The 14,953-nt window shown below is 33.0% G+C and carries 16 protein-coding genes and 4 tRNA genes; 1 reads left to right on the top strand and 19 read right to left on the bottom strand.

Going from position 1 to position 14,953, the window contains the following annotated elements:
• Positions 1 to 75: 75 nt before the first annotated feature.
• The 15 genes from rplJ to ACKVOD_RS11150 all read right to left on the bottom strand — a co-directional run bounded on the left by rplJ (position 76) and on the right by ACKVOD_RS11150 (position 8,449).
• Positions 76 to 570 (bottom strand): 50S ribosomal protein L10, encoded by a 495-nt coding sequence (gene rplJ / locus ACKVOD_RS11220; RefSeq protein WP_409209556.1) that lies wholly within the window; start codon positions 568 to 570, stop codon positions 76 to 78.
• A 22-nt stretch (positions 571 to 592) separates the two neighbouring features.
• Positions 593 to 1,282, bottom strand: coding sequence for a 50S ribosomal protein L1 (rplA, locus tag ACKVOD_RS11215; protein ID WP_409209555.1), 690 nt, complete (start codon positions 1,280 to 1,282; stop codon positions 593 to 595).
• Positions 1,283 to 1,285: 3 nt separating this feature from the next.
• Complete coding sequence (rplK, locus tag ACKVOD_RS11210) at positions 1,286 to 1,732, bottom strand: 50S ribosomal protein L11 (protein ID WP_143389575.1); 447 nt, start codon at positions 1,730 to 1,732, stop codon at positions 1,286 to 1,288.
• Between the two features lie 66 nt (positions 1,733 to 1,798).
• Entirely contained in the window at positions 1,799 to 2,350 is a 552-nt protein-coding gene (gene nusG, locus ACKVOD_RS11205) for a transcription termination/antitermination protein NusG (RefSeq protein WP_409209554.1), read from the bottom strand.
• 9 nt (positions 2,351 to 2,359) lie between these two features.
• Positions 2,360 to 2,557, bottom strand: a complete 198-nt coding sequence (gene secE, locus ACKVOD_RS11200; RefSeq protein ID WP_409209553.1) for a preprotein translocase subunit SecE — start codon at positions 2,555 to 2,557, stop codon at positions 2,360 to 2,362.
• 16 nt (positions 2,558 to 2,573) lie between these two features.
• Positions 2,574 to 2,647 (bottom strand) — tRNA-Trp (locus ACKVOD_RS11195).
• 57 nt (positions 2,648 to 2,704) lie between these two features.
• The gene (tuf, locus tag ACKVOD_RS11190) at positions 2,705 to 3,892 is read right to left on the bottom strand and encodes an elongation factor Tu (protein WP_409209552.1); all 1,188 of its coding nucleotides are present in this window, start codon (positions 3,890 to 3,892) and stop codon (positions 2,705 to 2,707) included.
• Between the two features lie 54 nt (positions 3,893 to 3,946).
• A tRNA-Thr gene (locus ACKVOD_RS11185) sits at positions 3,947 to 4,018 on the bottom strand.
• Positions 4,019 to 4,342: 324 nt separating this feature from the next.
• Positions 4,343 to 4,423, bottom strand: a tRNA-Tyr gene (locus tag ACKVOD_RS11180).
• A gap of 64 nt (positions 4,424 to 4,487) precedes the next feature.
• Positions 4,488 to 4,561 (bottom strand) — tRNA-Thr (locus ACKVOD_RS11175).
• A gap of 92 nt (positions 4,562 to 4,653) precedes the next feature.
• Entirely contained in the window at positions 4,654 to 4,956 is a 303-nt protein-coding gene (hpf, locus tag ACKVOD_RS11170; RefSeq protein ID WP_409209551.1) for a ribosome hibernation-promoting factor, HPF/YfiA family, read from the bottom strand.
• 34 nt (positions 4,957 to 4,990) lie between these two features.
• On the bottom strand, positions 4,991 to 5,887 hold the full coding sequence (locus tag ACKVOD_RS11165; RefSeq protein WP_409209563.1) for a tyrosine-type recombinase/integrase: 897 nt from the start codon (positions 5,885 to 5,887) through the stop codon (positions 4,991 to 4,993).
• 121 nt (positions 5,888 to 6,008) lie between these two features.
• Positions 6,009 to 6,206, bottom strand: coding sequence for a 30S ribosomal protein S21 (gene rpsU, locus ACKVOD_RS11160; RefSeq protein ID WP_073370216.1), 198 nt, complete (start codon positions 6,204 to 6,206; stop codon positions 6,009 to 6,011).
• Between the two features lie 202 nt (positions 6,207 to 6,408).
• Positions 6,409 to 7,548, bottom strand: a complete 1,140-nt coding sequence (locus ACKVOD_RS11155) for an acyl-CoA dehydrogenase family protein (protein WP_409209550.1) — start codon at positions 7,546 to 7,548, stop codon at positions 6,409 to 6,411.
• 16 nt (positions 7,549 to 7,564) lie between these two features.
• A complete protein-coding gene (locus tag ACKVOD_RS11150; protein ID WP_409209549.1) occupies positions 7,565 to 8,449 on the bottom strand; it encodes a ComEA family DNA-binding protein in 885 nt (294 codons plus the stop codon).
• 160 nt (positions 8,450 to 8,609) lie between these two features.
• Between ACKVOD_RS11150 and ACKVOD_RS11145 the strand changes: the two genes are divergently transcribed.
• Complete coding sequence (locus ACKVOD_RS11145) at positions 8,610 to 10,085, top strand: amino acid permease (protein WP_409209548.1); 1,476 nt, start codon at positions 8,610 to 8,612, stop codon at positions 10,083 to 10,085.
• Positions 10,086 to 10,162: 77 nt separating this feature from the next.
• Here ACKVOD_RS11145 and ACKVOD_RS11140 read toward each other — a convergent pair whose 3' ends face one another.
• The 4 genes from ACKVOD_RS11140 to ACKVOD_RS11125 all read right to left on the bottom strand — a co-directional run bounded on the left by ACKVOD_RS11140 (position 10,163) and on the right by ACKVOD_RS11125 (position 14,296).
• A complete protein-coding gene (locus tag ACKVOD_RS11140; RefSeq protein WP_409209547.1) occupies positions 10,163 to 10,390 on the bottom strand; it encodes a PspC domain-containing protein in 228 nt (75 codons plus the stop codon).
• A gap of 71 nt (positions 10,391 to 10,461) precedes the next feature.
• Complete coding sequence (locus ACKVOD_RS11135) at positions 10,462 to 11,733, bottom strand: DUF2851 family protein (RefSeq protein ID WP_409209546.1); 1,272 nt, start codon at positions 11,731 to 11,733, stop codon at positions 10,462 to 10,464.
• A gap of 82 nt (positions 11,734 to 11,815) precedes the next feature.
• Complete coding sequence (locus tag ACKVOD_RS11130) at positions 11,816 to 12,298, bottom strand: 3'-5' exonuclease (RefSeq protein WP_409209545.1); 483 nt, start codon at positions 12,296 to 12,298, stop codon at positions 11,816 to 11,818.
• A 6-nt stretch (positions 12,299 to 12,304) separates the two neighbouring features.
• Entirely contained in the window at positions 12,305 to 14,296 is a 1,992-nt protein-coding gene (locus ACKVOD_RS11125) for a putative porin (RefSeq protein WP_409209544.1), read from the bottom strand.
• Positions 14,297 to 14,953 lie beyond the last annotated feature (657 nt).

Here is a 14,953-nt window from a genome sequence, read left to right as displayed (position 1 = left end):
AAATGATTTGTAAATTATATTTTGTTTATTGTGCGCAATTTAAATTAATAATTTTTTGGTTATTACCTCCAATTATTAAGCAACCTCTTCTCCTTTGAATTGGTTTTGTAGAGCCGAAATAACTCTTTGTGCTGGTGATTGAAGCAATCCAATGATTTCGCCAATAAGCTCTTCTTTAGATTTAATGGTTGCCAGGGCATCCAATTGATTATCTCCAATATAAATTTCAGCATTAATGTAAGCTCCTTTTAAAACAGGCTTATCAGATTTTTTTCTAAAATCTTTAATTATTTTTCCAGGGGCATTTGCAACATCTGAAATAAAGATAGCACTGTTTCCAGTTAATACAGATGGTAAATCACCATAATCATTTGGTGAAGCTTCCATTGCTTTTGCAAGCAAAGTATTTTTAACGACCTCTATTTTAATTCCTGCTTTAAAGCAAGCTCTTCTTAAGTTTGAAGTTGTTTCTGCATTAAGTCCAGAAATATCAGATACATAAATAATATTTGTACCAGCTAACTGTGCAGTTAAATCTTCAATCGCGATTGATTTTTCTTCTCTAGTCATACTAAAAATTTTTAACTACCAATTATACTGCTTTAGGGTCCAAAGCTATTGCTGGACTCATTGTGCTTGTAAGGTGAATACCTTTTATGTATGTACCTTTAGCAGCAGTTGGTTTAAGTTTGATTAATGTTTGAATAATTTCGTGTGCGTTATCATAAATTTGCTCAGCACCAAAAGATACTTTACCAATTCCTGCATGCACAATACCAGTTTTATCAACTTTGAAGTCAATTTTACCAGCTTTTACCTCGGCAACAGCTTTTGCAACATCCATAGTTACAGTACCTGTTTTTGGGTTTGGCATTAAACCTCTAGGTCCTAAAATACGACCTAATGGACCTAATTTACCCATTACAGCAGGCATAGTGATGATTACATCAACATCTGTCCAACCGTCTTTAATTTTCTGAAGGTATTCGTCAAGACCAACATAGTCTGCACCAGCTGCCAAAGCTTCTGCTTCTTTATCTGGAGTAACTAAAGCTAATACTTTAACATCTTTACCTGTACCATGAGGTAGTGTAACCACACCTCTTACCATTTGATTCGCTTTTCTTGGATCTACACCCAAACGTACTGCGATATCAACCGATTCATCAAATTTTGCAGATGCTATAACTTTAATTAATGCAGCAGCATCTTTTAAAGAATATAGTTTGTTCTTTTCAATTTTAGAAACAGCCTCTTTTTGCTTTTTTGTCAATTTTGCCATGTCTTACGCTTGTTTTAGAGGAGAATCTCCAGTTACAGTTATACCCATAGATCTTGCTGTTCCTGCGATCATGCTCATAGCAGACTCGATTGTGAATGCATTTAAATCAACCATCTTATCTTCTGCAATTGCTTTGATAACATCCCAAGTAACGCTAGCTACTTTCTTACGATTTGGTTCTCCTGAACCAGATTTAAGTTTGGCTGCGTCCATTAATTGAACAGCAGCTGGGGGTGTTTTTACAACAAAATCAAAAGATTTGTCCTTATATACTGTAATTTGCACAGGGCAAACTTTACCTGGTTTATCTTGAGTTCTAGCATTAAATTGCTTACAGAATTCCATGATATTAACACCAGCAGCACCTAAAGCAGGTCCAACCGGTGGCGACGGGTTCGCAGCACCTCCCTTAACTTGTAGTTTAACTACTTTACTAATCTCTTTAGCCATTTTTTTTAAAAATTTAACACATTAACAATGGAAGCGTTAATGTGGTTTATTATAGATGTAACAAAATTATACTTTTTCAACTTGCATAAATCCTAATTCTAATGGTGTTTTTCTTCCGAAAATTTTAACCATTACTTCAAGTTTACGCTTTTCTTCATTAATTTTTTCAACAACTCCATTGAAACCGTTGAAAGGACCATCAATAACTTTTATCGTTTCTCCCAAATTGAATGGTACTAAACGAGTATCGGTATTGACAGCTAACTCATCTACCTTACCTAACATTCTGTTTACTTCAGAAAGTCTCAAGGGAACTGGTTCTCCGCCTTTGGTCTCTCCTAAGAAACCAATTACACTTGTTATTGACTTAATAATATGAGGTATTTCACCTATTAGATTTGCTTCAATCATTACATAACCAGGAAAATACACTTTATCCTTGATTATTTTTTTTCCTTCTTTAACAGAAACTATCTTTTCAGTAGGAACTAAAACTTGCGAAACATAATCTCCCATTCCTAATCTAGTAATTTCGGTTTCGATATAAGCTTTTACCTTATTCTCTTGACCGCTTACTGCTCGAACAACATACCACTTTTTCAAATTAATATCTGTCATAATAAAAAATTATGCTTTTAACCAGCTAAAAAAACCAGCTAATGATTTTGCGAAAACCTCATCTACTCCCCAAGTTGCTATAGCAAACAATACGGAAAAAAGAGCAACAACAATCGTAAGACGTTGTACTTCGGCCCATTCTGGCCATGTTACATTTGATTTTAACTCTTCAAATGCTTCTGATATGTAATTAACAACTTTTGTCATTGTGATATGTTTTTTATGGCACGGGCGGAGGGATTCGAACCCCCATCAACGGTTTTGGAGACCGCTATTCTACCCTTGAACTACGCCCGTAATTTAAAAAAAGCCAGTGTTGCTATTCACAACACTGGCTTTATATTATAAATAGTATTAACCTACAATTTCTGTAACTTGTCCAGCACCTACAGTTCTACCACCTTCACGGATAGCAAAACGTAAACCAACGCTCATTGCGATTGGGCTTAACAAAGCAACATTAATAGTTAAGTTATCTCCTGGCATAACCATCTCTACACCTGTAGGCAAAGTAATTACACCAGTTACATCCGTTGTACGAACGTAAAACTGTGGACGGTAGTTATTGTGGAATGGTGTGTGACGACCACCTTCTTCTTTTTTCAAGATATATACCTCAGCTTTAAAAGTAGCGTGTGGTTTTACTGATCCTGGCTTAATGATAACCATTCCTCTTTTGATAGATTCTTTATCAACACCTCTTAACAATAAACCTACGTTATCTCCAGCTTCACCTCTATCAAGGATTTTACGGAACATTTCAACTCCTGTAATTGTAGAAGTCAATTTTTCAGCTCCCATACCAATGATTTCAACAGCATCTCCTGTATTAGCAATACCTGTTTCGATACGACCTGTAGCAACAGTTCCACGACCAGTAATTGTAAACACATCTTCAACTGGCATCAAGAAAGGTTTTGCAGTATCACGAACTGGCTCTTCAATCCATGTGTCGCAAGCTTCCATTAATTCAATAATTTTTGGCACCCAAGCAGCATCATTGTTTAATCCTCCTAAAGCAGAACCTTGAATAACTGGACAATTATCTCCATCATATTCATAGAAAGATAATAAGTCTCTAATTTCCATTTCAACAAGTTCTAACAATTCCTCATCATCAACCATGTCTACTTTGTTCATAAAAACAACCATTCTAGGAATACCTACTTGGCGACCTAAAAGGATGTGCTCACGTGTTTGTGGCATTGGTCCATCTGTAGCAGCAACTACTAAGATAGCACCGTCCATTTGAGCAGCACCTGTAACCATGTTTTTTACGTAATCCGCGTGACCAGGACAGTCAACGTGAGCGTAGTGACGGTTAGCAGTTTCATACTCTACGTGTGAAGTATTAATTGTAATACCTCTTTCTTTTTCTTCTGGTGCATTATCAATTTGATCAAATGATTTTGCTTGACAGTAACCAGCATCAGATAACACTTTAGTTATTGCTGCAGTTAAAGTTGTTTTTCCGTGATCCACGTGCCCAATTGTTCCAATGTTTAAGTGGGGCTTGTTACGGTTAAAGGTTTCTTTTGCCATTTTACTTAATTTTAAATCTTGTTATTTATTAGTGTTCGAATTTATTATTTTTTGAGCCAACTACGGGAATTGAACCCGTGACCTCTTCCTTACCAAGGAAGCACTCTACCCCTGAGCTAAGTCGGCAGTTTTTAGATTGCAGATTGCAGATTTAAGATGTTAGAAAAATCTAACTTTAAAATCTGCCTTCTAAAATCTGCCATCTGGCTTGGTGGGGAGAGCAGGATCACTCCGTTTCTCTCCGTGATCCTGTGAGGCATAGCCTTACTCAAACTTTTAATTCAAATTTACTCGAAAGCGAACTTTCGGATAAATTCTCAATAAAAATTTGTGGGGAGAGCAAGATTACTCCGTTTCTCTCCGTGATCCTGTAAGGCATAGCCTTACTCAAACTTTTAATTCAAATTTACTCGAAAGCGAACTTTCGGATAAATTCTCAATAAAAGTTTGTGGGGAGAGCAGGATTCGAACCTGCGAAGTTCACACAGCAGATTTACAGTCTGCCCTCGTTGGCCGCTTGAGTATCTCCCCAATTTATTGATTTTACAATACTGTATAAGAACAAATTTCGAAATGATTCGAATGTTACTTTTTGAGCCGGCGGAGGGACTCGAACCCACGACCTGCTGATTACAAATCAGCTGCTCTAGCCAACTGAGCTACGCTGGCAAAATCAATAAAAAAAGTCCGCTATTTCTAACGGACTGCAAATGTATAAATTTTATCTCTCAATCAAAACATTTTTTTAAAAAAAAATAAGATTAAATATGATCTCTAATTTTTTCTTTTCTTTTTACCAATAATCTTTCCAGAGATTCCGCCGAAAGCGCTACTGCTTCTTCAAATGTCTTACATTGATTCTTTACCAAAAAATCATCTCCAGGGACAATAATTTTTATCTCTACAGACTTATTTTCCTTGTCACTTGTTTTTTCTACTTTCAAAAAAACCTCTGAAGAGACAATTTTATCATAATACTTTTCTAATCTGTCTAATCTTTCTTGAACAAAATCAACTAATTTTCTGTCAACAGTAAAGTTAACTGCCTGAACATTTACCTTCATAATATATATTTTAATTGGTTAAACATTTTTTGAACTATTTCTGATTCCTTGGATGCGCTCCTTCATATACTTTTTTTAGCTCTGATAAACTACTATGAGTATAAACTTGTGTTGAAGCCAAACTTGAATGTCCTAATAATTCTTTTACTGAATTTAAATCCGCGCCATTATTCAATAAATGTGTCGCAAATGTATGTCTTAAAATATGTGGACTTTTCTTTACCTTTTCGGAGACTGTACTAAAGTAAGTATTTATTAATCGATACACAAAGGAATCATTCAATTTTAACCCTTTTTTTGTGAGAAAAAAATAGTCAATATCTGTAATTATCTCTAGATGTGCTCTTTCCTTAAAATATGAATTAATTTGATTTGAAACTATTGGCAACAACGGAAGGATTCTTTCTTTGTTTCTTTTACCGAGAACTTTTATTGTATTGTTATTGGCATTAACGTTTGCTGTTTTTAAATTCACTAATTCCGTTCTTCGAATGCCAGTGGTATAAAACAAATCAATAATTAACTTATTTCTTGTTTCTTCAAAACCAACTGGGTTTTCTATTTGATGCAAAACAGCATCTACTTCTTTCTCTGAAAAAGGGATTTGAATTATTTTAGGCGTTTTTAATGCTTTGTGTTTTAGCAAAGGACTTGCTTCTATTTGTTTCGTTTTTAAAAGGAATTTGTAAAATGCCTTTAAAGAAGCAACCTTCCTATTAACTGTGCTATTTGAAACATGATTATCTACTAGCGAAACAATCCAGCTTCTAATCTGGCTGTAGTTTGCCTGATCAATATTTTCTTGTTCAAAATTACTCTTATTAAATGACTCAAAGAAACCGATGTCATTCATATATGCATTGACGGTATGTGGAGAATATTTTTTCTCCAATTGCAGATAATCTTTAAATGATTGAAAGTTGTTAGTCATATAATAAGATTGCTTTACTTCGGTTTCTCGAAACTTATCGCAATAACAAGTCATAAAAAAACCGTTAGTATCAAAGGTATTAAACTTTAATGGCTAACGGTATTATTCTAACAGAAAATAATTAACTATTCTCTATGTTGTCTCTCATATTCTGGATATAAGCAGCTTTTTGAATCTTTGCTCTGTTGGTAACTGATGGTTTTATAAAAGCAGTACGTGCTCTTAGTTGACGAACAGTTCCTGTTTTGTCAAATTTTCTTTTATAGCGCTTTAATGCTCTATCGATATTTTCTCCGTCTTTAATTGGTATAATTAACATAATATAGACACCTCCTCTCGTTAAGGGTGCAAAAGTAACTATTAATTATGAATTATGAGTTATGAATTATGAATTATTTTCTTGAGATGAAAGATAATAGACGAAGAGATGAGAGATGAAAGACAAAACAAAAGAGCCAAGATACAATTTTCTTGATTCTTGGCTCTTTTATCTATTATCTATCTGTCTATTATCTCTTAGTCTATTTCAAAATATTCCTCGAAATCACGACTTTTTGAATTTCGGTAGTTCCTTCGCCAATAGTGCATAGTTTGGCATCACGATAAAATTTTTCTACTGGATAATCTTTAGTATAGCCGTAGCCACCGTGAATTTGAACGGCTTCATTGGCTACTTTGACACACATTTCAGAAGCATACATTTTGCTCATAGCGCTTAGAGTAGTCATTTTTCGATTCTGATTTTTCAAGAAAGCAGCTTTATGTAACAATAATTCCGAGGCTTCAATTTCGGTAGCCATATCGGCCAATTTGAAAGCTATTGCTTGAAATTCGCTAATTGCTTTGCCAAATTGATGCCTTTCTTTCGAATATTTTAATGAAGCTTCATAAGCGCCTTTTGCAATTCCGAGTGATAATGCTCCAATAGAAATTCTTCCACCATCTAAAATTTTCATGGATTGAATAAAACCATCTCCTACTTCTCCTAAACGATTTGTATCGGGAATTCGACAATCATCAAAGAATAATTCGGCAGTTTCACTGGCACGCATACCTAACTTATTCGCTTTTTTTCCTGAAGTAAAACCTGGAGTCCCTTTTTCGAAAACAAAAGCAGTCATGCCTTTGGAATCCCCTTTTTCTCCAGTACGAATAATTACAACTGCAATTTCAGCTGAAATTCCGTGTGTTATAAAATTTTTAGACCCATTTACGACCCAATAATCACCCTCCTTTACAGCGGTCGTATTCATACCGCCAGCATCGGAACCTGTTCCGTGCTCTGTCAATCCCCATGCACCAATATGTTCGCCTGAGGCTAATTTTGGAATCCATTTTTTCTTTTGTTCTTCAGTTCCAAAGGTCAGAATATGGTTAGTACACAAAGAATTATGTGCAGCAACAGACAATCCAATTGAAGGATCTACCTTCGAAATTTCTTCAACTATCGTAATATATTCATGATAACCCAATCCCGAACCACCCAATTCTTCGGGAACTAAAATACCCATAAATCCCATTTCACCTAATTTTTTAAACAAAGGGATAGGTAAAATCTGGGCTTCATCCCATTCCATTATATAAGGCCTGATATTTTTTTCGGAAAAATCTCTAATAGATTGAGCAATCATAGATTGCGTTTCGCTGTAATCGAAGTTCATTGTAGTAAAGTTGATTTTAAAAGACCAAATATACGGCTATAATACTTGCTTTTTCAATAGACAATCCTTTAATTTTTGTTAAATCGTCTGCATTCTTAAAATCTCCATTCATACTTCTGAAAGTTACAATCTGCTTGGCAACTTGATAATTGAAATAAGGAAATTGAGATAACTCTTTTATGGATGCATTATTAATATCTATTTTTTTTAAATTGGGATAACCCAAAACTTTAAAATGAGTATTTAAATTTTCGATTACTTCTGGCGATAAACCCCAAACATCGTTCATTTGATTCATAGAAACAAAACCGCCCAAACTTTCTTTGAATTTTAATATCCGTAGCGAAATTGCTTCGCCTACTCCATAAATTTTGATTAAATCCTCTTTTGTTGCTAGATTTATATCGATTACAACTATTTTTTCTTTTTTAGCGAAAGCAAACTTTGGAGATTCTTTAAAATTTTTAAACTCTTTTTTAGTATTCACCCAATCCGGAAATTTAAAATATGGCGAAATTGCATGTAATAAGGAATCCGAAACTTTTGTTACAACTTGAAATTCTTGAGGTGAATTAACATATTTGTTTTCTTTTCTAAAAGCCAAAAGTCTATCTATTTCTGCAACCGACATTCCTAATTTATAGCCTTTAAAATCGGTTATGAAATTAGGATTGAAAGGATATATTTTTGGAATATAACTTAGTTTTTCTTGTTTTAACGAATCTATTTGATGTTGCAACGAAAGCCATTGCTCTTTTTCTTTAGAGTTTGTTTCTAAAAAAATAAAGTCTATAAAATAATAACTTATTTGAAATGCAATTATGAGTACGAGCAGACAAAAAATCCCAGTTCGTTGATTTCGAGTAAACACAAAATAAGATTTAATAGTGTCAAATGCCATTTTTTTAATTCCTCTTAGATTTAGTTTAGTCTCTAAAAATAGAGAAAATTATATAAGAAAAAACAATAAAAAACATATTTTTTAAAAACCACAGGTTTAGTTGTTTAAAAACATACAAAAATGAATATATTTGAAACTTAGTAACCTTAAACCAAAACACATGTCTATCTGGAAAAGAAAACCATTAGCCCTGCTTTTAGCCGAAGCCGCAGATTCTGAAAAAGGATTGAAAAGAACATTAACAGCCTGGTCTTTAATAGCCTTAGGAATAGGCGCCATTATTGGTGCGGGATTATTTGTAAGGACTGCAATGGCCGCATCACAAAATGCAGGTCCATCGGTAACCATTGCTTTTATTGTAGCAGCTATCGGCTGCGCATTAGCAGGTTTGTGTTATGCAGAACTTTCATCTTCTATACCTATATCAGGAAGTGCTTACACCTACACTTATGCTACAATGGGAGAATTTATGGCTTGGATAATAGGCTGGGATTTGATATTAGAATATGCTGTAGGAGCAGCGACAGTTGGAATTGCCTGGAGTGAATATCTAAATAATTTGTTGGTTAATGTGCTTCATTTAAATCCTATTCCCTATTCTTTATCACATTCTCCTTTTCAATCTAATATAGAAACTGGTGAAACAGGTATAATCAACTTACCTGCCTTATTTATTGTTGGAATAATCAGTTTACTGCTGATAAAAGGAATTCAGGAATCAGCATTTGTAAACGGTGTTATAGTAGTTTTAAAAGTCGTGATTGTTATTTTAATCATTTTTATTGGTTGGAATTTTGTTAATCCTGCAAATCATACTCCTTATATTCCACCAAGTTCTATTTTTACTGATGAACATGGTATTGACCATCACTTTGGAGGTTTTTGGGGAATAATTGGGGCTGCTGGAACCGTTTTCTTTGCTTTCATCGGGTTTGATGCTGTAAGCACCGCTGCTCAAGAAACTAAAAACCCAAAAAGAAATATGCCAATAGGTATCTTAGGTTCCTTAGCTATTTGCACCATATTGTATATTCTTTTTGCTCATGTTTTGACAGGTGTTGCCACTGTAGAAGATTTTAGAACTGGCGGTAAAGAGGCTTCTGTTGCTTTTGCTATCAACAAATATATGATAGGATATGAATGGTTAGGACAATTGGTTACAGTAGCTATTTTAGCCGGTTTTTCATCGGTGATTTTAGTGATGTTATTAGGACAATCGAGAGTGTTTTATTCGATGGGAAAAGATGGTTTATTGCCTAAAATGTTTAGTGATTTACATTCAAAATACAAAACTCCTTATAAAGCAAATATTGCCATATTAGTCATTGTTGGGGCGTTTGCAGCCTTTGTACCTGGTGATATTGTGGGAGATATGACAAGTATTGGAACATTATTTGCATTTGTGCTGGTTTGTATCTCTGTAATTGTTTTGAGAAAAACAGAACCTAATATGCAACGTGAATTCAAAACTCCTTTTGTTCCTCTAGTACCATTATTAGGAGTTGCAGCTTGTGTTTTGATGATGGTAGGACTTGGATGGACTAACTGGTTACGACTTTTTGCATGGATGGCATTAGGCGTGATAATCTATTTTATTTACAGTAAGAAAAACAGTAATTTGAACAACCCTAAATAATTAATAAACATCTCACAATTAAAAAAGGGATTATAAAGTACTACACTTTATAATCCCTTTTTTTTATTTAAACTTATTTACAAATCAAAAACTGATGAGCGTTTGGCTCGAATTAAATCTTTTAAGCGCATCCAAAATGCTAACGTTAAATATACAGCAAACCACAATCCTGCGGTTACAAAAGACAAGTATATAAAAAACAACCTAACATTACTGGTTCTCATTCCTAATGTATCGGCTAGCCGTGAGGAAACATGAAAACCATGTTTTTCAAAAAAAAATTTAAGGCGTAGCACTGTTGACATCTTTGGGTTATGGGTTATGGGTTATGGGTTATGGGTTATGGGTAAAATTACAAAATTTATGAATCAACAAATTAACTTTTTTTCAATAATTCCATTCCAATTGAACATTCTAAACAGCGACTATTGTTACAATATTCATTTTTAAGTTGTAATAAAGATTGGGATTCAAAAACGTTTTTTGGCTTTATTCCAAAGGAAATAAACTTATCTAAAATTGCGTTTTTTTCTGGCGCTACTTGATCTATAAGCAGCAGAATATCATCTGAAATTTCTTTGCCTTGACTTTTTGAATAAGCAAACTGAATCGGAATAATAGTATTTATTAAAATTAGATCAATAAATGATTTCGATAATTGTTTTTTCTTTTTAGGACTAATTTTATCGAATTGATAGTGATCTAACCAATATGATGAAGCTGAAATATTAAATATATCATATATGCTTTTTAAGCTCATAGTGGCAATTATTAGTGAAAATAAATTTTGATGTTTATGGTATACATTTGCCAATTGCGACAGTCGTATTGTGGGGAAATTGTCTGGACGAAGCTTAAAAAACTGCAATGGTTCAATCCAATCTTTCTCTAATTGATATTTATTTATCAAATAAAAATACCTGAATTTTAAGTCTTTAAAATAGACATCTTCTTTTTCTGAATCTAACAAACCTGCAGCACCAAAAAAAAGAGCTTCAATGTTTTCTAATTCAAAACTTTCTTTTCTAATTATTGAAAACGGTATAGACTGCGCTATTTTTAAAAAAACAGCACCATTAACATTGAGTCCAAAATTTTTTGCTAAAAGACAAAACAAAACAGCCTCCCAATCATGATTTGTTTTTTCTAGTAATTCAATTACGGGGCTAAGCTTTCGTTCTAATCGCTCAAAAAACAAACGTTCTTGCCAATTCCTTAGCACAAACTTATCAATTTCATTTATTTGTTTTTCACAAAAAATCCATGATTTAGGGGCTATTAGGTTTTGATAATTGGCAATTGTTGTTGGCTCTACATATTGCTTAAGCTCCAAAACTGGAATTTCGGTATTGTTTTTTCGGAAGATTTCGGTGTCATGTTCCCAAACAACATGTAGAATTACATTTTCATATGCCTTATCTCGTTCATGATGATGCACATACCAATCTGACGATTTAAGGTGTATTTCTACATTTCCTGCCCATTTTTGATTTCCAATGGTGATTTGAGCATTAAAGAAATCAGGTCCTGAAAGTTCTAGATATTGCCCTGAGTTGATAATGGTAATTTTATCTCCATCGAAAGTCTTCAAATTTAAGGTGTCGAATTTTTTAAATTTCCATAAGTAATGTAGAAATTCTTCTTTCATTGTTTCGCTTTTCGATTAAAAACTAAAGTACTAAAAAAAGAAATACAGTTGTAATTAATTTGTTAGACTTCTTGACAATTAATTATCGCATCAGAAATAACTTAGCACAAGCTCGTGCATCAGATAAGGCTTCGTGATGATTGAGTTCAATATTCATTGCGCGACAACAATCATTCAATTTAGTTGGTTTTATTCCTTTAGCTCTATAAACTTTTACGGTACATTCCCAACGAGAACTAATATTTAAATCTTGGTAATTTAAGCCATTAAGAACCATTGATTTGGTTAAAACATTGCGGTCAAAACTTTCGTTATGTGCAACTATTGTTCGGTTTTGTAGTCGTTTTTGAATTTCAGGAAAAACTTCCAGAAAGTTTTTTGCTGTAATAGTATCTTTAGGATAAATTCCGTGAACAGCAATCGTATATGGCGAGTATATGTTACCAGGTGGTTTTATTAATGTTACAAACTCATCTATAATAATTCCGTTTTCGACAGTAACAATCCCAACAGAACATGGATGGTACCCAACAGCGGTTTCAAAATCAATTGCTGTAAAATCCATAAAATATTATTCGAAGAAATTCCAAACTACACCAAACCGAATCATAAAATCACGATACGGATTGTTTGGAGCGGCGTAGAAATTGTTTCCTGTAAGTGAAGAGTTAAAATGCTCCGCTTTAAAATAAATTCGGGTTCTTTGTATCCGGGCATTTACAAAAAAATCAATATTGGGGTAATTGCCTATCTCTTTTCTGTTTTGAACAAAAAATTCGCCAATTACTGGGTTATAATCATTGGCATAATAGTTTGTAAAATAATTAAACACAAAACCTGTTTGTAAATACAGCGCTTTTTTAAACATATAACCCGAATAATACAAGCTATTTCTAGTCACAAGCTGTGGTACATTCAAGATGAAATCCTGTTGCTCTACTTTTTGATATAATACTGTATTATCTAATGCAAATTTTCCGAATCTAAACTCTTTATTAATCTTGAAAGAAAAATAATTAATGGTTTTATCATATTGCTCAGGCGAAACTAATTGAATAGACGTATCAGTAGAAGTGTCTGCAAAATACAAATGATCATCCATTTTAGCCAATTGAAGGGATGCATTAAAAAGAGGTGAATTCAAATTTGCACTTATGATATTATTTTTTTCATTCTTAAAAGAATTTGACCAATTATAATTTACATAACTACTTTGATACAATTCAAAATTATTATTGGGCATAGAATTTATATTTTGGTAACCAAAAGACAGTTGGCTTTCATCATTAAAACTATAAAATAATGTAGCATCTAAATTAGATAATGATTCGTTGCCTAAAGATCTTGTATACAAAAACCTGCCTTTCCATTTTTGGCTTTCATAATCATATTGCCCACCCACAGTATTGATATTTTGATTTAATGAAGCTGGGATAATGCCATTAGAACGTATTAAAATTTTATTGTAATAATAATTAGTTTTAAAGTCTTCGGCAAAGAACTTGAACTTTCCTAAAAGTGTATTTTCATATGTTATTCCAACAATATTGTGGGTTTTATTATATCGGGTTTGGTCATTTATACCGCTTGTTAAATAGGAATTGCCAAAACGGTTTAAGGTTGTAGATCCTACAGTAGAAGCAACGGTAGCTTGATTGTACTCAAAATATTTATGCTCATAATTAAACTGATGGGAGAGATACAAATTAGTAGTTCCTTTTGTTGGATTGATTCTGAAATGATGGTCTATAAAAAAACGTTTGCCTTTTAAATATGATTTAGCATTGGTTAAATACACTTCTAATCGCTCCCTATTATCAAAACTGATATCTTCACTTTCAAAATCATCAATAGTGGTAATACCTCCATTTTCTTCATTCAAAATATCTTGAGCGGTGAAATGAGCATTGGCAAAATAGCGCTGGTTTTTCGAATTATAACTCGTTGTAAATCTAAAATTTCCGCTACTCGACAACTGATTAATATACCTTCCTTCTGATCGCAATCCTTTGTATGCGATTGAAAAATTAAACCTGGGTGTTATATTTAGACTCAAAAAAGAATCAGCCGACTGTCCTTGTTTCATAACCGACTTGAAATACAACTCAGTTACAGGTGTTGCTACTGAACAATAACGGATTTGATTGGCCTCTATAAAATTAAAATGTTTGGCCTTGAAGCCAAATTCAGGATAGGGCGATAAATCAGCTAAATTGTTATGTAAAGTATTATAGGTTTGTCCTTCGTTGGGAAAAGCTATCAAACCAAAAGTGTCTCGTCGCAAATAATTATGACTGTATTCTTTTTGTATGGTTAGTGAAGTATCAATATAAGTAGTATCTCGCTCTAAACTAATAAAACGATACAGGTCTAAAGTAGCTACTTTTGGTTTTGGTTTTGATACTACCGAATCCGTTTGCCTAATATAACTACTATTACTATCGCTATTTGGGGTGTTGGCTTTGTTTTTAAAATCCTTTTTTTGGGAAAATAATACCATAGGCAAGGCAAAAACAAAGAGGAAAAGGAAAATTCTCATTGGACTAGATAGCTTATTTGGCACTAATTTATATATTTTTAGTAAGGCAAAGGTAAATGAAAATATACACAATCAAAAAAACAGTCTCATTTAAAGAGTCTTTTTTGAAAACAACTAAATACATATACTTCATTAGACAAATCAAAAGAAAGATCCTTTGTGTTTTCAACTAAACTAATCTTTAAAAATAGGCTATATTATAATTATTGTGATTAAAGAACTTAACAACAAACTCACTTTATACAAAAACAGCGCTCGATTAATGCGAATACCATTTATTATTTCCTAAAATATAAGCAAATTAAAAAGTATTAAATTTATATTTTAATCTCTTTTTTTTTATAATTCGTATTTTTTGACGATTTAAATGCGAATTTACACCTTACATCACCCGTGAAAATGACAAAAAAACAGCCTAAAAAACACATCAATAACACATCAAATGAGGCCGTTTTCGAAAAATACCCTTACTTAGGATTTTTAGGCAATTTGAAAAATCCTTTTATTTCAAGTGGTTCAAGTGTTTTTTTTAAAAAATTCTAGACAATTTTTCTTGTAGTGTTTTTGTATAGTTGCCTTACATCGCAAAAACGTAATTTGACTGCAATCACTTTATATCTTGCAACCCTAAATTATTAACTAAATCATAATATTATGAAAAAATTACTTTTATTTATTTTC

The organism is Flavobacterium sp., from assembly GCF_046155325.1.
Taxonomy (GTDB): Bacteria; Bacteroidota; Bacteroidia; order Flavobacteriales; family Flavobacteriaceae; genus Flavobacterium.
The sequence above is the reverse complement of the archived record's forward strand: the minus strand, read 5'-3'. Positions and strand labels throughout refer to the sequence as shown.